Annotated in this window: 13 protein-coding genes; 8 read left to right on the forward strand and 5 right to left on the reverse strand. The window is 37.0% G+C overall.

Annotation, left to right across the window (positions count from 1 at the left end; translation table 11 throughout):
- Window positions 1-10 precede the first annotated feature (10 nt).
- Window positions 11-5218: an ATP-binding sensor histidine kinase gene (locus GI584_RS22885; protein WP_153792753.1), complete on the reverse strand. Its 5208-nt coding sequence runs from the start codon at window positions 5216-5218 to the stop codon at window positions 11-13.
- A 110-nt stretch (window positions 5219-5328) separates the two neighbouring features.
- Between GI584_RS22885 and GI584_RS23895 the strand changes: the two genes are divergently transcribed.
- The gene (locus GI584_RS23895) at window positions 5329-5472 is read left to right on the forward strand and encodes a hypothetical protein (RefSeq protein ID WP_194842077.1); all 144 of its coding nucleotides are present in this window, start codon (window positions 5329-5331) and stop codon (window positions 5470-5472) included.
- Here GI584_RS23895 and GI584_RS22890 read toward each other — a convergent pair.
- Entirely contained in the window at window positions 5469-6212 is a 744-nt protein-coding gene (locus GI584_RS22890; RefSeq protein WP_100358571.1) for a response regulator transcription factor, read from the reverse strand. The two genes, GI584_RS23895 and GI584_RS22890, sit on opposite strands and share 4 nt — an antisense overlap.
- Before the next feature lie 625 nt (window positions 6213-6837).
- Here GI584_RS22890 and GI584_RS22895 point away from each other — a divergent pair.
- Together GI584_RS22895 and GI584_RS22900 are read left to right on the forward strand one after the other, a co-directional pair.
- Entirely contained in the window at window positions 6838-11010 is a 4173-nt protein-coding gene (locus GI584_RS22895) for an endo-1,4-beta-xylanase (protein WP_153792754.1), read from the forward strand.
- 404 nt (window positions 11011-11414) lie between these two features.
- Window positions 11415-13016 (forward strand): glycoside hydrolase, encoded by a 1602-nt coding sequence (locus GI584_RS22900; RefSeq protein WP_153792755.1) that lies wholly within the window; start codon window positions 11415-11417, stop codon window positions 13014-13016.
- Window positions 13017-13084: 68 nt separating this feature from the next.
- Here GI584_RS22900 and GI584_RS22905 read toward each other — a convergent pair whose 3' ends face one another.
- On the reverse strand, window positions 13085-14605 hold the full coding sequence (locus GI584_RS22905; protein WP_153792756.1) for a malate:quinone oxidoreductase: 1521 nt from the start codon (window positions 14603-14605) through the stop codon (window positions 13085-13087).
- A 375-nt stretch (window positions 14606-14980) separates the two neighbouring features.
- On the opposite strand from GI584_RS22905, the gene GI584_RS22910 reads away from it, so the two are divergent.
- Window positions 14981-15631 carry an SDR family oxidoreductase gene (locus GI584_RS22910; RefSeq protein ID WP_153792757.1) on the forward strand — a complete coding sequence of 217 codons (651 nt, stop codon included), beginning with the start codon at window positions 14981-14983 and terminating at the stop codon, window positions 15629-15631.
- A 113-nt stretch (window positions 15632-15744) separates the two neighbouring features.
- Here GI584_RS22910 and GI584_RS22915 read toward each other — a convergent pair whose 3' ends face one another.
- Window positions 15745-16461 (reverse strand): sulfite exporter TauE/SafE family protein, encoded by a 717-nt coding sequence (locus tag GI584_RS22915; protein ID WP_153792758.1) that lies wholly within the window; start codon window positions 16459-16461, stop codon window positions 15745-15747.
- Between the two features lie 271 nt (window positions 16462-16732).
- Between GI584_RS22915 and GI584_RS22920 the strand changes: the two genes are divergently transcribed.
- From GI584_RS22920 to GI584_RS22935, 4 genes are all read left to right on the forward strand, one after another.
- Window positions 16733-17089, forward strand: coding sequence for a DoxX family protein (locus GI584_RS22920; RefSeq protein ID WP_153792759.1), 357 nt, complete (start codon window positions 16733-16735; stop codon window positions 17087-17089).
- Between the two features lie 196 nt (window positions 17090-17285).
- Complete coding sequence (locus GI584_RS22925) at window positions 17286-18683, forward strand: sodium:solute symporter family protein (RefSeq protein WP_153793053.1); 1398 nt, start codon at window positions 17286-17288, stop codon at window positions 18681-18683.
- Window positions 18684-18697: 14 nt separating this feature from the next.
- The gene (locus GI584_RS22930; RefSeq protein WP_153792760.1) at window positions 18698-19798 is read left to right on the forward strand and encodes a M24 family metallopeptidase; all 1101 of its coding nucleotides are present in this window, start codon (window positions 18698-18700) and stop codon (window positions 19796-19798) included.
- A gap of 262 nt (window positions 19799-20060) precedes the next feature.
- A complete protein-coding gene (locus tag GI584_RS22935) occupies window positions 20061-20741 on the forward strand; it encodes a DUF421 domain-containing protein (protein ID WP_153792761.1) in 681 nt (226 codons plus the stop codon).
- Window positions 20742-20791: 50 nt separating this feature from the next.
- Here the strand turns inward: GI584_RS22935 and GI584_RS22940 are convergent, their stop codons facing one another.
- The gene (locus GI584_RS22940; RefSeq protein ID WP_100358561.1) at window positions 20792-21736 is read right to left on the reverse strand and encodes an NADP-dependent oxidoreductase; all 945 of its coding nucleotides are present in this window, start codon (window positions 21734-21736) and stop codon (window positions 20792-20794) included.
- Between the last annotated feature and the right edge of the window lie 6 nt (window positions 21737-21742).

The raw sequence follows: 21742 nt of genomic DNA on the forward strand, positions 1-21742 counted from the left end.
CAACCGCGCCTTATAATCTTGTCTCTTCTTTCGCTAATGGATGGTATATGTGATCAGAAAAAATCGGTAAAGAGAAATAAAAAATAGTCCCTTTCTGCTCTTTACTATCCACCCATAAGCGACCTTTATGGCAAAGAATAATTTCTTCACTAATAGCTAGACCTAGCCCGTTCCCTTGCCCCCTACTCTTGGTATAATACCGGTCAAACACATAAGGAATATCTGATTTGGAAATACCGATTCCCTCATCTTTCACAGCGAAAATAACTTCATTTGCATCAGAAATAGTTAAAGCTATTTCAATCGTACCTTTATCAGTATGTTTAATTGCATTGGTAACTAAATTCGTCATGACTTGCTCTAGTCGCATCACATCTACCTCTACTAACGGATACTCCTCAGTAAAATCAGAAGACTCGATACGCTGGTTAAAATCAAGACCAGCCTGCTGGATTTCTAATGTAAACATATTACAAAAATGCTCGTACAATTGATCGACAGGAATGGCTTCCATCGAAAAGTTCATGTTTCCGGATTCTAGTTTGGATAAGTCAAATAAATCCTTAATAAGCTTATCCAAACCGCCGATTCTATTTTTTATGATTTGTAAATATTCCTTTTGTTTTACAGGGTCATCCACTAATCCATCTAATAATGCACTGACATAACCTTGAACTACTGCGACTGGTGACTGGAGATCATGTGACACATTCGAGAGCAAGTGTTTCATTTTCTCTTTAGAATTGTTCAATTGCTGGTTGACCTTTGTTAATCTCTGATTGGTTTCATTCAATAATGCTGTCCGTTTACGAACCTTTTCTTCCAAATCTGCATAAAGATAAGCATTAACGATCGATACTGCCGCTTGCGATACAAGGAATGTTAAAAAACTTAACCGCTCATGGGTAAAAACATGTGTGGATTTATTGTTTTCCATATACAATACAGCCACAAGCCTATCCTGATTGATAATCGGAAGACACAACACCGATTTTGCTTGTGTTTTTTGAATATAGCGACTTTCGATAAATGGACCCTGTTCTGCCGCATGATCTAACACAACTGCTTCCCTGGTATTCACTACAAAATAAGCGATCGCTGATGATACACAAGAATGATGCTCTAATGGTTGTGGCTGCTTAAATATTTCAACACTTCCATTAATTTTGTTATAGGCTACCAATTCAAGTTTGTTATCTTCAGGTAACAGAAAGGATACGTGCTCTGCACCTGCGTAAGTTAAAACCATATTCATTAATCGGCTAATTAATTGATTTAATACCACTTCACTTGAAATGACCCGAGCCGCTTCAAAAACTGCTTTTGTATCTAAACTTTCCTTCGTATGATAGTTATTGGCAGGACTTGTGTTGATTTGCAGTAACGAATCTGGATATGTTTGCTTGATTTGTTCTGCGATATGCACTGCTCCCCAATTAATATAACCGTTATATGCCTCTGTCACAAAGGACTTAGCGGTTTTCGGAATCTGTTTATCTATATAAAAATTTGCCACACAGTGATTTGCGATTGCAACATCTTGAAGGAATCCATTTTCTTCGGCATTTTCTATTGCTTGATGATAGTTATCTATTGCCTGGTTATCACCAGTAAGTTTTTGATATTCAGCACGAATCAGTAAATACTTATGCAAATAATTAGCTGGAGAGTGTTTTGCCCATTTTTTTAGTTTCTTCAAGTTAGGCTTTAACTTGTTCAGACCATTCCTTCTTGTTATCTCTCCTTCTTCCATTAACCTTACAATCCACAAGGAATGGTACAGAACGTATTCAGGTGCAACGATTAATACCATGGTGTTATCCACGAGTGGCTCTAATTCCTGCATCAGCGACTTTGCTATAGAACGATGGTTGAATAAGTAGGCCATCTGTAAGCGAGTGGTTTTATGAATAATGGCCGCTGACTTATCATCTGTAAATTCGGAAAATTTCCATATAGGCTGTTTATCAGGTGAGGAAAGAGCAGCAATCCAATCCAGCAACTCACTTAAATAATCATTGGAAATCGCATATTCATTTTTCTTAGCAAATGATAACTGTCTTTCGATCCCTTCTTTTACCTGTTCTAAGTTATCTCCTTTAAGATACTGCGTCAGGCCAATGAATGCACCATTAGCACCAGCTAAATGCAGATTACCTGATTCGATACAAAGCTGCTGCGACTTCTCTAAATAATCTAAGCTATAGCGGATAGGTTTTATCCAATGATTGACAAAAGCTCCAAACACAAAGTACACACGTGCTTGTAATGCATTATTTCCAGACTTTTCTACATGCCGAATCGCAAGACTTCCAAATTGATAGCTTCCTTGATAATCACCAAAACCGGCACTTAATGTCAATGCATAATTGTTGTAAACGAGGGCAGAGAGATCCATATCACCGTATTTTAAGATTAAACGGAGGGCTCGGAGCATCAGAATCGTTGCTAAATTTTGATCGAAATGATAAGCCGGTGCATTTGAATTAATTAGTGTTCGCATAATCATTTTCTGATTTTTATCTGTTACGGGAGGGAGCTCTAGTAAATCTTCTTCACGTTTGTTAGCTAAAGCTAGCTTTGTTAACAGATACTCCTTTGCTACCATCGATTTATTCGGATTATCTTTTATTTCAATACCAAATAATCGCAAGCCATCAAGCCCTGAATTTGTCGCTTGTTTTACCTCATGTATATGGGTGTACAATGTTATTTTCAAATTGTATATATACAACTTTTCTTGTTTCGTTTTTGGATTTAGCAATGTTTCTTCAAAAATGTCTTCTGCTTCTTCAAAAAATTGGTTAAGGTATAATGATTCTCCGTATCCCACCATAACAGAATATGTCTCTTCATAATCACTCTCCCACTTATCCTGAGGTAATAATTGAAAAGCATTCTGATAAAATGTTAATCCTGATTTAAATGCTGCTGCACGCTTTGCTTGTTCCCCAGCCATTCGATTCCATTTGATTAAATCCTTTTTCTGATCTAAATTCAGCCGAGATTGACAGAGATTCAAATGGTTTACAATCGAAAAAATGTGTTCCTCTATTTCATCTGTTGTCAAATGACTAATTAATTCTTCTGCGATCGTTAAATGACTTTGTTCTCTTTCTTCTTTGGACATCGATGTATAAAAAGCTTGTTGAATCTTATCGTGTAGAAATCGATAATTTGGAGGGTTTTCGTTTAATAGCTGTTCATTCTCATTTGGATAAACCCATTTATAACGGGCATCCATCGGGAGGATAACTCCTTCTTCTAACCCATTCCATAATTGATTTGCAGTTGTTACATAGCTTTTACCAGCAATCGTTGCCAATAATTTAAGGCTAAACTGACTTCCTATACAAGCAGCTAATCGTAAAAGCTTTTTCGTTTCCGATGATAACTTATTGATCTGCTTCATAATAAAATCAATCATAGAATCCGTCATTGGAATCTGTTTCAATGTGGTAAGGTTAATATGCCAAGTCGCTGTACTTAAATCAAAATGGATCATTTTTTCTTGATTTAATAATTGTAATAACTGAATGATAAAAAAAGGATTTCCTCTTGTAATACGATAAATTAATTCAACCAATGGTTCCGCATCCATCGCTTCAAGAGCAAGGATTTCCTCCACCCACTGTTCGATGTGGATCTTAACTAAGGGATGGACAGGAATAGTAGATACACGTACATCCGTATGATTGATTTGGTTGACAAAAACTTCAAACGGATGACCAACCGATACTTCATTATCACGATAAGCACCAATAATTAGTAAATTTCTTCTGTCTGGATTTGTTAGGAGATGCCTCATTAAATCAAGTGTCGCATTATCTGCCCACTGTAAATCGTCGATAAACAATACAAGTGGATGGTTCTCTGTAGCAAACACATCAACAAATTTCCTGACCGCTAACATGAAACGATTATGAACTCCTTGCGGTGGTAAGTCTGATCCTTCTTCCTGCTTCCCAATTAACCATTCAATTTCAGGGATAAAATTTGCGATCACCCAAGCATTATTGGCCAATGAAAGATTCAGTTTATCTCTCCACCTTTGAATACTGTCTGCGTCCTCCGATAAAATTTGCCTTATTAAAGACCGAAAAGCTTCAATAATAGGTGCATAAGGGATATGCTTCTGATATTGAACGAACTTACCTGTAATGAAATATCCTTGTTTGTTTAATAATGGCCGATGCAGTTTATGAACCAGTGCCGTCTTACCTATGCCAGACGGACCTGGGAGAAGTACGAGTGCAGGCTCGCCATGCTGTACATGCTCGAACTTACCGATAAGTTCCTCCAGTTCACGATCTCTGCCATAAAGTTTATTTGGCTTCTCAAGCATGGGACTTGCATCATGCTCTCCTAATGAAAATAATTCTAAGTGATTATCGGAATAAAAAGAATGGGAACATTTCTCTAAATCTTTTTTTAATCCGTAAGTACTTTGATACCTTTGTTCTGGCATTTTAGAAAGGAGCTTCATGATGATATTAGATAGGATTTCGGGTACCGTTGGATTTACCTCATGAGGATACATTGCCGTTTGCGCCAGATGTGCATGAATCACTTCAACCGGGTCCTTCATTGCAAATGGAACACGACCTGTGGCTAGTTGATAGAACAGAATGCCTAATGAATATAGATCGGTACGGTAATCAATGGGCCGATTCATCCTACCCGTTTGCTCAGGGGATACATAGCTAACTTCTTCTATCTGATAAGGTGTTATATCGGCTTGTGGCATTTCTTTAGATAGCATGGTTGATTGGTGAAAGCCTGTTAATTTTAGTTGATCAGTATCTGGGTCATATAAAATATGATCTGGTTGAATCGATTTATGAATGATATTTTTTTGATGAACAGAAGCAAGAATAGATGTTAATTTAATTGCGATCTTTAGAAATGTACTGATATCAAAGACCTGATTACTTCTTAACCAGTCTGTTAAACGTTGGCCATCAAAAAACTCCATCACCAAATAAGGTTGTTCCTTACTTTTTTCCAAGGATACCGGCTTTAGAACACCATAAAGATCTATGTCAGATAGCGTATAATACTCATGAATTAATTCAGCTTTTGATTGAGGATGTGCTTTATTACGGATTGTCTTTATCAAAGCTTGTCGATTGTTGAAGTTGGAAACGGCTTTATATAGTGCCCATGAGTTGGTAGCAATAATCGTATCAGTCAACTGATAATTCGACATTTTTTTCATTATCTATCACCCTAATTTTCAAAATTTAAAGTTAATTTTAACCAAATTTAAACTCTTTTTTAAACTCGCACCTTATACTTTGGATGACGAGCCAAAAAGGGGGAATTCATATGCTAGATGCAAAGAAACAAAATCATCAGAATAATCAGGAAGTAGATAAGGAATGGTTGATCTTACTAACTTTCGCAAAACAAAAAGGATTTACTGTACAGCAAGTGAAGCAATTCTTAAGAGAGAAGAAGTTATCTGATTAAGGCGATTTAACATCATGGTGTTGTTCGATTCGATTAAATTTATAACCAATCCCGCGCACCGTTTCAATATATTTAAATGGATTAGTATTTGTTTCTAATTTTTTTCTTAAATTGCTGATATGTACCATCACTGTCCGATAATCTCCTAAACTATTTTCGTCCCAGATTAACTCAAACAATTTCTCTACACTAAAGATTCTTTCTGGATTTTGCGCTAACAAACATAAGATTTGAAACTCCTTTGCTGATAAATGTAATGTTTGGTTATTTAATTTCACAACAGCACTGTCAAGATTAAGCACTAGACCAGGGTATTCAATTATATTTGATTTTTCCTCAGAGGTTTCATTTTGTTTGTTTGGATGGGACAATTTCCGATACCTACGTAAATGTGCCTTTATTTTAGCCATTAATACTGGTGAACTAGTAGTTTTTTCAATAAAGTCATCTCCACCAACACCCAATCCTAAAATTTTATCCATATCATCTTGTTTGGAGCTAAGGAAAATAATAGGTATATCTATTATTTTTTTTATTTCCTGGCAGAGCTCATATCCGTCTAATTTAGGCATCATCACGTCTAAAATGATTAAATCCGGTGCTTCCTGCTCCACCCTTGCCAGCGCTTCTAACCCATCTGCAGCAGATAACACTTGGTAGCCGTTCTCTTTCATATATAATTCCAGTATGGTACGCATATCCGCGTCATCATCGACTATTAAAATCTTTTCGCTAGCCACATTTATTCCTCCCCTCTTAAACAAGTGCACTGATATTTTCTTCTTCCCACAATATTGTATATATCTTTCGTTACTTTTGGGTAATATAAACTACCTTTAAATGGTACTTTTCTATTAGTATACCAAAGGTTTTACCGAGAACAACAATAAGATTATATTTATTACCAATTCTTCCATGATTTTCGTAGGATAATTCTACTAACTAACTTTAAACATACATACTACTTGCTTTTTTGTTAAGTGCAATACGGCTGCTAAAGTAGCCAAGTTTTTAATAGAAAAAGATTACTAGGTAAAAGAATTGACTGGTGGTATTGCAGCATGGCAACAAATGAATTTCCCTGTCTCGAAACAAGGAAACACCGAAGATCATTGTGGATGTTAACAAAAGTAATATAAAAGATTAGTTTGGAGGAGACCGTCTACATTGTAAGCACGGTCTCCTTCGTTTTATTTTTCAGGCCTAATTTAAAAATATATTTAATTTCTTAAGAATAACCTTTAACTTTTGTGGTTAAAGGTTTTCTCTTTACAAGCTAAAATGATAGGTGGAAAGGAGGTAATTCACATTTTTGTAAGCGTTTTATATTTTGAAACAAAACTTTTATATGGAGGAATAGAAAATATGAACAGGAATTTTAAAAGAATTATTTCATTATTTCTCGTAGCAATTTTGGTCATTCCATCAGGTTGGATTACACCGGTTGCAGAAGCGGCAACGAACGAAGATATCCCGGTTCTTCTATATCACCGCGTCGTTGAAAATCCTACCAATGAATGGACGGATACCAGTATCGAAAAGTTTGAACAAACAATGAAATATCTCCAAGACAATGGTTATAACACATTATCCGCAGAACAATATGTCAGTATCATGGAAGGAACAGAAACGGCACCTGAAAATCCGATTCTATTAACCTTTGATGATGCTACTCCTGACTTTATCACCAATGCGCTACCTATCTTAGAAAAGTATGACATGCATGCTGTTCAATTTGTTATCACTGACTGGATTGATGGTGATTACAGTATGTCAGAAGAACAGCTGAAGAGTTTAACAGAAAATCCAAATGTCAGTCTGCAAAATCATTCCAAATCACATGATGAAGACATTTGGGGTAATGATGGAAGTATAAGAAGTGACATCACAAGAGAACAAGCTGAGGAAGAAATAACTCAAGCTAACACGTATCTAATGGAGATTACAGGTCAAGAACCTATTCTTATGGCATACCCTTATGGCAGCTACAATAATGTAGTAAAAGAGGTTAACGAAGAAAATGGTATTCAATATGCATTTAAAGTTGGCTATCCTGATGAGGATGAATATACCCTGGGGCGTCATTATGTAGTAATGGACACGACGCTTGGTGAAATTGCGGAGTGGATTGATGGCCCTACACCAGAAACGGAATCAGGAGAACAATCAGAGGTGGAAACCGTATATCATGAAACCTTTGAAGATGGTTTAGGTGTTGCAACGCCAGCTGGTGATGCTCAATTAGATTCAGTGTCTGATATTGTGTTTGAAGATAATGAAAATGGAAAAGCAGTTCATGTAAGCGAGAGAACCAATAATTGGGACGGTGTTGACATTCCATTCAATGACGTCAATATGGAAGATAGCAAAACCTATATGATTACTATCACTGGTTATGTAGATGAAAATACCACCATACCAGAAGGTGCTCAAGCTTTGCTTCAAAATGTAGAAAGCTATAATGGATTATATGTAGCTGCTGATTTTGTAGCAGGACAAGCCTTTACCTTATCTGGAGAATATACCGTCGACGCAAGCGAAGACAGAGCTTTACGAATCCAATCTAATGATGAGGGATCAACAGTTCCATTTTATATCGGGGATATCCATATTACCGAAGAAGTGACTTCAGAAGACGATGGTGAAGAAGGGCCAGATGAACAAAGACCACCTGCTAAAGATTTCACCACCGTTACCTTTGAAGACCAATCAACAGGTGGTTTTGAAGCTAGAGGTGATTCGGAAACTCTTACAGTAACAGACGAAGCGAATCATACAGAAAATGGCTCCTATGCATTAAAAGTGGAGGAAAGAGCAGAAAATTGGCATGGACCATCATTACGTGTGGAGCAATATGTAGATCAAGGACAAGAATATAAAATTTCCGCATGGGTCAAGCTGATCTCACCAGATAGTTCACAGCTTCAGCTTTCAACTCAAGTTGGTGAAGGTGACAGTGCTAATTACAATAACCTACAAGGAAAAACAATTAGTACAGAGGACGGCTGGGTCCAATTCGAAGGAACATATCGTTACAGTAGTGTAGGTGGCGAATATTTAACTATTTATATAGAAAGCTCGAATAACAGTACGGCTTCATTCTATATCGACGATGTAACTTTTGAACCTACTGATTCAGGAGAAGTTGAAATCGAAAAAGATCTAACGCCAATAAAAGATGTATATGAAGACTATTTCTTGATAGGAAATGCAGTCTCTAATGCCGAATTTGAAGGTACAAGAATGGAACTTCTTAACATGCATCACAACCTTGTCACAGCAGAGAATGCGATGAAACCTGGTTATGCATACAATGATGACAGAGAATTTGATTTTACTGCTGAAGATGCACTTGTTGGTGAAGCCTTGGAGCAAGGATTACAAATACATGGTCATGTCCTTGTTTGGCACCAACAATCAGATGAATGGCTACATTCTGACGAAAATGGTGAACCTTTAAGTCGGGAAGAAGCTCTTGAAAACTTAAGAAACCATGTTCAAACAACTGTTGAGCATTTCGGACCAAACGTGATTTCCTGGGACGTTGTCAATGAAGCAATGATTGATAATCCGCCTAATCCATCCGACTGGAAAGCATCCTTACGTCAATCAGGTTGGTATCATGCTATTGGCGAGGACTATGTAGAACAATCTTTCCGTGCAGCAAAAGAGGTAATTGATGAAAAGGGCTGGGATATCAAGCTATATTACAATGATTACAATGATGATAATCAAAACAAAGCAGAAGCCATTTACCAGATGGTGAAAGAAATAAATGAGAATTATGCAACAGAAAATGACGGTGAATTGCTCATTGGCGGCGTCGGCATGCAGGGACACTACAATTTAAACACCAATCCTGAAAATGTAAGACGTTCAATGGAGAAGTTTATTTCTCTTGGTGTGGAGGTTGGTGTGACAGAGCTTGACATTACAGCTGGTAGCGACAATGAGTTAACAGAGCAGCAAGCAAATGCCCAAGGTTATCTCTATGCACAATTGTTCCAGATTTACAGAGAACATGCAGAAGATATCTCACGCGTTACATTTTGGGGGCTAAATGATGCTACAAGCTGGAGAGCTGAACAAAGCCCATTATTGTTTGATAAAAACTTGCAAGCAAAACCGGCATACCATGCTGTGATCGATCCTGATACATTTATTGAAGAACACGAACTGGAGGAGACAGAAGCAAATCAAGCCACTTCTTCATTTGGAACTCCAGAAATCGACGGGGCCATAGATGATGTTTGGAGCGATGCACCAAAGTTGCCAGTTAATCGCTATCAGATGGCTTGGCAGGGAGCAAACGGAACAGCCAAAACTTTATGGGATGACGAAAACCTGTATGTCTTGATTCAGGTAAGTGATTCAGATCTTGACGATACAAACGAAAATGCTTGGGAACAGGATTCCATAGAAGTATTTGTTGACGAAAATAATGCAAAGACATCATTCTATGAAGATGGAGACGGACAATATAGAGTAAACTTTAACAATGAGACCTCCTTCAACCCGGAAAGCATTGCTGACGGATTCGAATCAGCAACGGATGTTTCAGATAATGGTTACACTGTAGAGGTAAAGATACCTTTTAAAACGATTACTCCTTCTGAAGATACAGAGATTGGTTTTGACGTACAAATTAATGACGCAAAAGACGGCGCACGAGAAAGTGTTGCAACATGGAACGATACAACAGGATCCAGCTATCAGGATACATCCGTATTTGGTATTTTAACACTGAAAGATTCAAGAGACTCAACACCTGAACCAGAAGAGCCTCAACCGGAAGATCCAAAAGATCCAGGTTTAGATGATCCAAAACCTGAAAAACCAAAACAAATCGTAACCGAACCCATAGTGCAAGATAAACAAGCAACCATTAAAGATGACGACATTAATAAAGTAGAACAAGAAGACGAATTAGTCATCAATCTAAAAAATCAAGACTCTTCCATAACTGTTTCATTTACTAGCGATCAAGTGAAACAGTTAAAGCAACAAAATGCTCGCATCACCATTAACATGAAAGATGTGAGTATCCAATTGTCTGCCTCCATATTTACCAATGGAGATCAAGCTGTCGATTTGAAAATAAAAAGAATGAAAGATATGGAAGATGCATTAAGCGCAGTCTATGACTTTACCATTTTCCAAGGTGACGAAGAAATCAGTCCGTTTGATTCCAAGGTTACCCTTTCATTTAAAGTCGATAAGGATCAAATAAAAGATCCTAACAATGTCAAATTGTTCTACTGGAATCCAGATACAGAGGAATGGGTACTCATCGGTGGAGAATACAAAGATGGGGTAGTGACAGCCGAAACGGATCACTTCAGTACATTTGCCGTATTTGAGATAGAAAACGAAGAGGAATATAAGGAAGAACCTGAGGCAGATGAAGTAGATCAAGTCGACGAGGAGAATGAATTACCTGACACGGCTACAAGAACATTCAACTATTTAGTGGCGGGATTAATTATACTACTTGTAGGCGCGGCTTTCCTTCTAATTAATAAAAGGAGAAAAGTTTAAATTTAAACAATGCACATGAAGAGGCTGACGGTATTTCGTCAGTCTCTATTTTCGTTCCTGTCATTGTATCAAACGTGATTTCTATTTACATTCGGGTTTTATTATCAACTTAGGTGCTTTACTATCAACTTTCGAGATTTACTAACACTCTTTAATCAGGCTATTGATAAATGAACATTTTCATATATTATTCTTAAAATTGAAAGTTGATATTACTTTTCAATTTTGGTAACATTTATGAAAACGGATTCACGAACTTCATATTTCTTCCTTATCCCAACCTCTAATACAATAAAAGTCTTTCAATATATCTTCTATTCACTTGAAGGTGGTGATAAATACTAATTTAAATCATTCCTGATTCAAGAGAAAATTCAGATTGTGGAAGGGAGAATACAATAACAATGAATAAGAGATTAAAACTAACTTTAGCACTATCGCTTAGTGTTCTATTGCTTGGGTCAACAGTTAGTTATGCAAAAGAAAACAACCTAGCAGATGCCAAGAATAGCAGTGCCCAAGAAATTAATATCGACGTGGAGAGTAAGTATCAAGAAATTGATGGATTCGGCGCTTCCGGTGCTTGGTCCATGGATCCAGTTGGCAGTGAATGGTCTGAAGAAAACAAAAACCGTGTGGCTGATTTACTATTCTCACAGGATAAAGGAATTGGTTTATCGATGTGGCGTTTTAATATCGGCGCAGGTAGTGAAATGACAGATAAAGACATCATTACAGATCGTTTTAGAAGAGCAGAAGGTTTTAAATCCGGAGAAAATGAGGATTATGATTGGTCTAAACAGGCTGGTCAACAGTGGTTTCTTCAAGCAGCAAATGAACGAGGAGTTGAGGAATTTATTGCATTTGTAAATAGTCCACCCGTTTGGATGACAAAGAATGGACATGGACAACCTGATCCCTCTGTTGGCAGCACAAATTTAGATGAAGAACATATTGATGATTTCGCCATATTTTTAGCTGATGTATTAGAGCACTTTGAACAAGAGCAGTTGCCATTTAACTATATTAGTCCGATTAATGAGCCTACATGGGATTGGAACTATGCGGGGCAAGAAGGAAATCGTTACAATGTAGAAGATATGAAAGAGGTTATCACAGCTTTACATAATGAGCTGGAAAACCGAGGCATTGAAACCGAGATCGATGCACCTGAAGCAGTAGAATATACCTCACTTCTTGACGATGATATATATGCAGCATTTACAGGAAGCGATAGCAGGTATAGTAGCGGAAATGCTAGTGGTGCTTATCCAGGTAAATATCGAGAATATATAAAGGAATTTTTGGGAGATAATGATATAAAAGAAATGATCGGAAATAAGGTTAGTGCACATGCCTATTGGTCAGATCATTATTCTGGTAAAGATCGTCTAATTCCATTAAGAGAATCTGTACGGGAGAATATGGATCGATATGATGAGAACGCAAAAATATGGATGTCCGAATACTGTATTTTGGGAGATCACGGGCATGGTAGAGACTTATCCATGGAGACTGCACTAGATGTTGCCCGACTCATTCATTATGACATGGTGGAAACACAAGCTTCCGCATGGCAATGGTGGTTAGCGCTGTCTCCGTATGATTACAAGGACGGTTTGATCTATACAGATTATGCTGAGCAGGGTGATGAAGAATCAATCATCGAATCTAAGTTATTATGGGCTTTAGGTAACTACAGCCGTTTCGTTAGACCAGGCGCACATAGAGTTGACCTTCAAGGTGCAAATGATAAGGATGGCTTAATGGGCTCTGCTTATTATCAAGAAGATGATGACCAGCTCTCTATTGTACTTGTAAATCATAGTGATGAAACAAAATCAGTAAATGTCAATGTAGATAACCTACCAGGAAACAAGGAAGCTATTCAATTTAAACCATATGTAACATCTGAAAACTATGATCTGGAACAAAAAAACTTATTCCCACAACATAAAACGTTTAATGTTCCATCTAACTCGATCGTTACATTAGTTGCTCAATAATTTAAATAAATGCACCAAAGGAAAATGCCGGTTTATCAATAAGTAAACCGGCATTCAAAATATTTTTATTAACTACTTTTTGATTTTGCACTATTAATCGGTCCATTGACGGTTAGTCCCAGTGTCTCTTCTGTTGCAGTATGAATTTCCCGGAACATTTCAGGGTTTTCCGCTAGCAACACACCATAAGATGGAACCATTTCTTTTATTTTCGGTTCCCATTCTTTAATATGTTGTGGGAAACATCTCTCCAATATTTCAAGCATAACTGGTACTGCGGTGGAAGCACCTGGAGAAGCACCAAGTAATGCGGCTATCGAGCCATCAGCAGCACTAACAACTTCTGTACCAAATTGAAGTGTCCCTTTACCACCAGTGTCTGTGTCTTTAATAACTTGTACACGTTGACCAGCTACGACTATATCCCAATCTTCACTTTTTGCATTCGGAATAAATTCACGTAATTCTTCCATGCGCTGTTCCTTCGATGACAACACTTGCTGAATCAGATATTTCGTCAATCCCAGCTCTTTGGCCCCTGCCGATAACATGGTTAAAACATTATTGGGTTTGACCGAACCAAGTAAATCAAAATTGGAACCCGTTTTTAAGAATTTTGGTGAGAAACCAGCAAACGGTCCAAATAATAATGATTTTTTATTATCGATAAATCTGGTATCAAGATGCGGAACAGACATTGGCGGAGCACCAACCTTAGCTTTACCGTATACTTTTCCATGATGCTGCTCTATAATTTCAGGATTGTTACATACCATAAATAGGCCGCTTACCGGGAATCCACCTATATTTTTAGACTCTGGTATACCGGTTTTCTGTAGTAAAGGCAGACTTCCGCCCCCACCACCGATAAAGAGGAACTTTGCAGTATGATATTCTATTTTGCCGTTATCAATATCATGCACTTTTACTTCCCAGGAGCCATCACTGGTTCGTTTAATATCCTCTACACTATGCTTGTAATTTATTTCTACGTCTGTCTCCTCTAGGTGGTCGAACAATTTGCGTGTTAAAGCACCAAAGTTTACATCCGTTCCAGAGTCGATTTTAGTTGCCGCTATCGGTTCATCTGGTGTACGTTCCTCCATAATAAGCGGGATCCATTCCTTCAGTTTCTCAGGGTCATCGGAATATTGCATATCTTGAAACAGAGGAATATTTGTTAACGCTTCAAAACGTTTTTTCAAAAATGCCACATTTTCTTCCCCTTGTACTAAACTCATATGAGGGATTGGCATGATAAAGTCTTGTGGATTACCAATCAGATTGCTGTTAACTAAATAAGACCAAAACTGTCTTGATACCTGAAACTGTTCATTAACTTTTACAGCTTTGGTAGTATCGATGGATCCATCAGCTTTTTCTGTAGTATAGTTAAGCTCGCACAGTGCGGCATGACCTGTACCCGCGTTATTCCATTCGTTAGAGCTTTCTTCTCCTGCTTTATCGAGTTTCTCAAACACTGTAATATCCCAGCTTGGTGCTAATTCTTTCAGTATTGATCCCAAAGTCGCACTCATCACTCCGGCACCAATTAAGATAACATCTGATTTTTTCTGTATGCTGCTCATAAAACCTTCCTTTCTTATTCCCTTATCTGCAAAAAAAGAGTAGGCTTTCCTGCTTTGGTATAACAAAAAGTAAGGTATTATCCAGGAACAAACCTTTTCTTCCTCCATTATAACCATTTATAGTCTATTATAATTAATTGAATATCTACTAATAATTATAAACTATTTAGGGTTGGAAAAAAAGCAAGAATAATGTCACAAGAGGCTAGGAAGTAGATCCGGTTAATTCTATTGTAACAACACATATTTATATAGAAGGAATTTAATGATCCTGTCCCAACTAGAAGTATCTTTTGAATTGGAAACCAAAAATTTAACTTTTCTTCCTTTAACCTTTAAAATGGTAAATATAGAAAATTGGAAAGGGTGAAGCAAATGAAAGTATTAGTTGTAGGTGCGAATGGCCAGATAGGAAAACATCTTGTCAAATTCATCCAAGATGAAGATAATCTAGATGCAAAAGCAATGATTCGAAAAAAAGAACAAGCCGCTTATTTTGAAGATTTAGGGGCAGAGGTTGCTGTGGTAGATCTTGAAGATGACATTGATACAATCGCTAAGGCTGCAGAAGATGTAGATGCGATTGTATTCACAGCAGGATCTGGACCAAAAACAGGCAAAGACAAAACCCTTATGATCGATCTCGATGGCGCTGTAAAAACAATTGAAGCTGCAAAACAAGCTAATGTGAAGCGATATGTAATGATCAGTTCATTCGATACAAGTCGCGAAGCAATCCAATCTGCTCCAGAAGGCTTTGCACCATATGTGGTTGCGAAGCATTATGCAGATGAATGGCTAACATCAACTGATTTAGATTATACAATCATTCACCCTGGCGGACTAACCAATGATCCAGGCAAAAATCAAGTAGAACTAGCTGAAAAAGTGGAAAGAGGCCAAGTGCCACGAGAAGACATTGCAAGGGTGATCGTAGCTAGTTTGAACAATGATTCTACGATTGGCAAGAGATTTCAGGTTGTAACAGGTAATACAGCTGTTGAAGAAGCGATCAAATCGATCTAAAAATAGTTGATCATATAAAGAGAGATCCATTTCTCTGAATGGCGAAATGGATCTCTTTATTTTACCATTTTACCCACAAAGCTTTTTATGGTCATTTCACACTATCATTACATTTAACCCAAACTCTCCATAAGCAAATATATTCCTGTAAACAACAAGATGATATATGTAACTACCCGAAAAACATTTTGGTTAATCCATTTAAAAAGTATTTGTCCCAAATACAGACCTATTAGTACTAATGGTAAAGCAACTCCACTAGAAACCCAGACTGTTTTACTTGTTCCTGCAAAAGTGACTTGGGTTATTAAACTAAATAAATAGATGAATAAATAAAATGCCAGTGTTGTGCCCCGTAACTTTTCCTTTTGAGTATCTGTTCCAGAAAAGTATAACAATAATGGCGGACCGGGCATTCCGATACTTGTTGTTAAAGAACCTGATAATCCACCGACAATCCAATCTCTTTTTTTATTCTGTTTGATTCGAAATCTTAGTATAAGCATTATTGTTAATAGCAAGATAATAATGCTAATTCCTAATTTAAGCTTGATTATATCTATTAGTAGAAATGCAAAGATTCCTATCGGCAGACCTACGACACTCCCAAATATAAATCTCCGTAAGATCTTGAAATCAACATCCTTTAAAATCTTAGTTATTAGAGCACCAGAAATAACAAGTGATAACAACAGATTTATTTGTATTGCTTCCCTCGGTTCAAATACCAAAAGAAGAAAGGGAGTAGCCAAAATGGAAAAGCCGAACCCTGTACTCGTTTGAAGGATGGAGGCTACTATTATAATTACAAAGAATAGAATTGTGTCCATAGACAACCTGCTTTCTGTACTCAAGAACCTAATAAAAAGATTTTAATTAAATCAGTGCTATAGTCCTTAATAATAAATAATAGCATATTGTAACACATTAGATCATGACCTATGGTTGTTAAATGGTATCATTTGACGAACCACTGTCTTGCTATACTAAAGTCTGATCATGACTCATGACTCCTGATAAGTTGCCCTAAAAATATTTTTTTGCATAGCTTGTCTCCATTAATGCATATATATAGACTATCAATGGCTAAGGAGGCTTTTTATGCTAAAGAATATTTCATCCTATCAGCTCATTCGGTATCTAGTTGGCTATGTTTTTATAGCTTCTGCTCTTATGAAATTAGTAGTTGTAGATTTTACAGGTGCATTTTCTAATTATGGTATACCATATCCTCATGCTACAGTATTAATTGTAGGGATTACAGAATTGATATGTGGTTTACTAGTCGTTTTTAATTACTATGTGAAGAAGGCGACTATTCCATTATTAGTAATAATAGTAGCTGCAATTATCCTTACGAAAGTGCCTGTACTACAAGCTGGGCTACTGGAATTTGCATTTGAAGCGAGATTAGATATTGTTATGTTTTTTCTTCTTTATATTCTTTGGAAAAACTAACGATTAATCAACTATGTTCCCCATCAAGGAAGGATTCTTTCAGTTGTATAGAAGGTTACTAAGTTATAATCCGCTATGATCAATAAATTGATTATAGCGGCATTTTTATCATTTATTTTAATATATAAATAATTTAATGGTAATATATGCACAATACATAGAAACCATCTTTCAAGATACAGGAGTTGTTAATCTAATGGAACTTCAAGCAAACCCCCAATTATTATGGTTTATCGGGATTTATGCTGTAATAATGATCGGGCTAGGAATTTATATGTCAAAGAAAGTGTCGAATAGTACAGACTTTATTCTAGCAGGAAAAAGCTTAGGGCCTTTTGTATTGATGGGTACCTTGCTGGCTACCTGGACTGGAAGCGGAAGCATATCAGGTGGAGAAACGTCTGTTGCTTATAGCTTTGGTATTATCCCTTCCCTCATGTTAATGATACCAACTTTAATCGGTATTCTTACACTTTACATAGCAGCACCTAAGATCAGAGCATTTGGAAAATATACGATTTCAGGAATTCTTGAAGAAAAATATGGTGTCTCTGCTCGCAATCTTGCCAGTGTCATTGTTCTGTTAGCGTACGTGGGTATCGTTTCTTATCAAATGAAAGGTTTCGGATTTATTCTCAATCTTACAACAGGAATGAGCGTAGAACTCGGTACGATCATTGCTGCGGTTTTAATCATATTTCTTGCGATGATTGGTGGTCTAAAATCTGTTTCTCAAACAGATGCATTAAGTGGATTTTTAATGGTTGGTGGTTTAGTGATCACCGTACCAATGATTTTCGCAATTGCCGGTGGTTGGGATTCCATCGTTGAAAATGTCCCGGATTCTCATCTAACTGCAACGGGAGGACTAACAAACATCCAGCTGATTGGCTACCTACTACCTTCCTTATTCCTTTTACTTGGTGACCAAAACATGTATCAACGGTTAGCATCATCAAAAGGAGATGCTTCATCAAGAAAGGCGCAAATAGGTTGGCTTCTCATTATGCTAATTATTTCACCAGCCATCTCACTAATTGCATTTGCATCTCGTTCTTTATTCCCTGATATAGATCCAGGGATGGCATTAATGGCGACAACCCTTGCAATGCCTATAGCAATTGGAGGAGTTTTACTTGCTGCAGCCGCTGCTTTTATCATTACAACAGGGAACTCCTATTTGCTTTCCGCAGCTACGAATATGACGTATGATATATATGGAAAATATATTAATAGACATGCGTCAGATGAAAAACAATTAGGTATGACAAAAGTGTTTATCGTAATCCTTGGTGCATTTTCCTATTTATTGATTAGCTTTTTCCCAACGGTGTTAGAAGTCCAAATGTATGCTTATACAGTTTATGGTGCAGGTATAACACCAGCAATTTTGGCTGTGTTTTTCTGGAAACGCGTCAATGCAATCGGTGGTATTTCTTCCATGGTTGTTGGTGTTGTAACAACATTAGTATGGGAAATTATCCTTGGTAAACCATTTGAATTAAACAGTGTCGTTATTTCAGTTCCTGCTGCGTTCATTGTATTAATTGTTGTAACCTTAGCAACTCAAAAGGAAACGAAGCATAATTCTTGATAGGGGTGTTTAACTTGCAAGAACGATTAACAAAAGTAACGGAATGGATGAATGAGAAAAATATTGAAGTAGCTTTCTTAAATTCAACCGAAAATGTCTTTTATTTATCAAATTTTTATACAGATCCACATGAACGTTTGATGGGGATCTTCCTGTTTAAACAAGCACAACCAGTGTTTATCCTACCTGCAATGGAAGTGGGGCAATTAAAAAATGCAGGTTGGGAATACGAGATTATCGGATATTCTGATCACGAAAATCCATGGAAATTCATTGAAGCTATAATACAAAAAAAGCAGCTAGAAAAAGCAGAAGCAGTTGCTATTGAAAAAGACGTTCTCACTTATAGACGAAGTGAGGAATTTCTATCTTTCTTCCCTGAAGCAAAAGTAATTTCTGTAGAAGAAAAATTAAATGCCATGCGTGTTGTGAAAGATAATGAGGAAATTAGCATCATTCGTCGCGCTGCAAACATGGCTGATTATGGCGTTCAAGTAGGAATCGATGCACTCGAAGAAGGCATTAGCGAAATGGAAGTATTAGCAACAATTGAATTTGAACTGAAAAAAAAGGGAATTCGTGAAATGTCCTTTTCGACCATGGTACTATTTGGTGAAAAATCTGGAGACCCACACGGAAATCCAGGCGATCGAATGTTAAATGCTGGTGATATGGTTCTATTTGATTTAGGAGTTGTCATGGATGGCTATTGCTCAGATATCACGAGAACCGTAGCATTTAAATCAGTCACAGACAAACAAAAAGACATGTATCAAACCGTATTAAAAGCAGAACAAGCTTCCTTAGAAAAAAGTAAACCAGGTAATCGTATAGGTGATTTAGACAAAGTTGCTCGAAATATTATCACGGAAGCAGGATATGGTGACTACTTCCCACATCGGATTGGGCATGGCATGGGAATCAACGTCCATGAATTCCCTTCCATGAGTCATCTAAATGATGGAATCATAACAGAAGGTATGGTCTACACGATTGAACCAGGGATTTACCTTCCGGGAATCGGTGGTGTAAGAATAGAAGATGATGTACTTGTTACAATGGATGGTTATGAAACATTGACCAAATTCCCCAAAGAACTACAAATAATAGAATAATTTAAGGCTTTTGCGCTCTAAGTGAAGTGAAAATACCCATATAAGGAACTTGTCAGTTGTTTATATGGGTATTAATTATTTTTTTAGATGGTAGCCCCATTTTTATCCCAATAACCCCCCAGAATATTCCTCCTACAGTAATGATTCTCTAATGCAATTTGGAAAAATCACTTCTAATTATATGAATTTATCAATTAAATTTTGGAAAGAATAATAGTGTAGAAATTTTATAGGTTATAAGGGTTATCAGGAGGAATAAGCAGTGGAATTAATCCAAATATTGATAAAATTAGTGACAGGTTTCTTTTTACTTTTTCTGTTAGTCAGAATTATAGGATCGAAATTAATAGACCAATTTACTCCATTTCATTTTATATCAGCTGTTGTCTTAAGTGAATTGTTGGGAAATGCCATTTATGAAGAGAAGATCCCCATTAGCTATATCTTCTTTACTTTACTAATATGGGGATGTTTATTGTTTTTAGTAGAATACATTGCTCAGAAATCTCTTTTATATAGAGGAAAGTTCGAAGGGAAGCCTGCCACCGTTATTCGAGATGGTCAAATTGACTTTGACGAGTTAAAGAAAAGTCGGATGAATCTTAATCAATTACAAAGTTTACTTCGCCAAAGCGAAATCTTTTCCATACGTGAAGTAGCATTTGCACTGATAGAACCTAATGGCTCTATCAGTGTATTAAAAAAAGCACAATATCAAAAAACTACTCAACAAGACTTCAATATGCCACCGCAACCTGTTTATCTTCCCATAACAATAATTAAAGATGGCGAAATTATTCAGGATCATTTAAAAGAAATAAACAAAGACGAGCCATGGTTAAAGAACCAGTTAATAGCCCATAACATAAGTAAAATGGAAGACGTGCTTTTTGCTGAATGGTTAGAAAACGATGGTTTATTTGTTGTTCCATTCAAAACTTAAATGAAATTTACAAACCACTGCTGTACTATTTATGATAGAGCTTATTCCTATTAATCCATCGTAATCACAATCTTCCCAACAGCATGATGGGTTTCGCTTAGAGCGTGTGCATCATAAACGCCTTGCTGTGTTAAAGGGAATGTGCTACCGACAATACTTTTCATTTTTTTCGCTTGTAGTAAATCAGCTAATTTACTTAGTTGTTTACCTTCTGGTTGAAGCCATATTCCCTTGACCTCAACATTTTTTTCTTTCGCTTTTTCCTGATCTGGTTCTCCTAAAACAGAAATAAGTCTCCCACTATTTTCTTTAAGGACATCGAAGCTATTAAGTTGTACTTCACCACCCATTGTATCTAGTACAAGATCAATATCTTGTACTACATCTCTAAAATCAGTGGTACGATAATCAATCACTTCATCTGCACCAAGTGAGCGAAGTAGTTCATGATTCTTTTCACTTGCTGTCGTATATACATACGCACCTGCTTCTTTAGCTAATTGAATTGCATATGTTCCGACTCCACCAGCACCAGCATGAACTAACACTTTCTCGCCTTCTTTTAGATGTCCATGATCAAACAAACCTTGATAGGCTGTCAACCCCGCCAACGGTACTGCTGCAGCTTCCTCAAAGGAAATATTGGCCGGTTTTTTGGCTAATAAATGATCGTCGACAATGGTATATTCCGCATAAGTCCCAAAGCGTGTTGTTTCTGGACGAGCAAATACTTCATCGCCTTCTTGCCAGTCCTTCACAGCTGATCCAACTGCTTCGATAACTCCCGCAACATCCCAACCGAGAATAATCGGAAATTCCCAATCAAACATTTGCTGTAAATATCCTTCACGAAGTTTCCAGTCAATCGGGTTAATCGAAGTTGCTTTTTCACGTACTAATACCTGATGCTCCCCAAGTTCCGGTAAAGTAACTTTACCTTCTTCTAGTACATCCTTACTGCCATATTTATTAATAATCACGGCTCTTGTTTCCATGATGAT

Origin of the sequence: Gracilibacillus salitolerans, assembly GCF_009650095.1 — a bacterium.
Taxonomy (GTDB): Bacteria; Bacillota; Bacilli; order Bacillales; family Amphibacillaceae; genus Gracilibacillus; species Gracilibacillus salitolerans.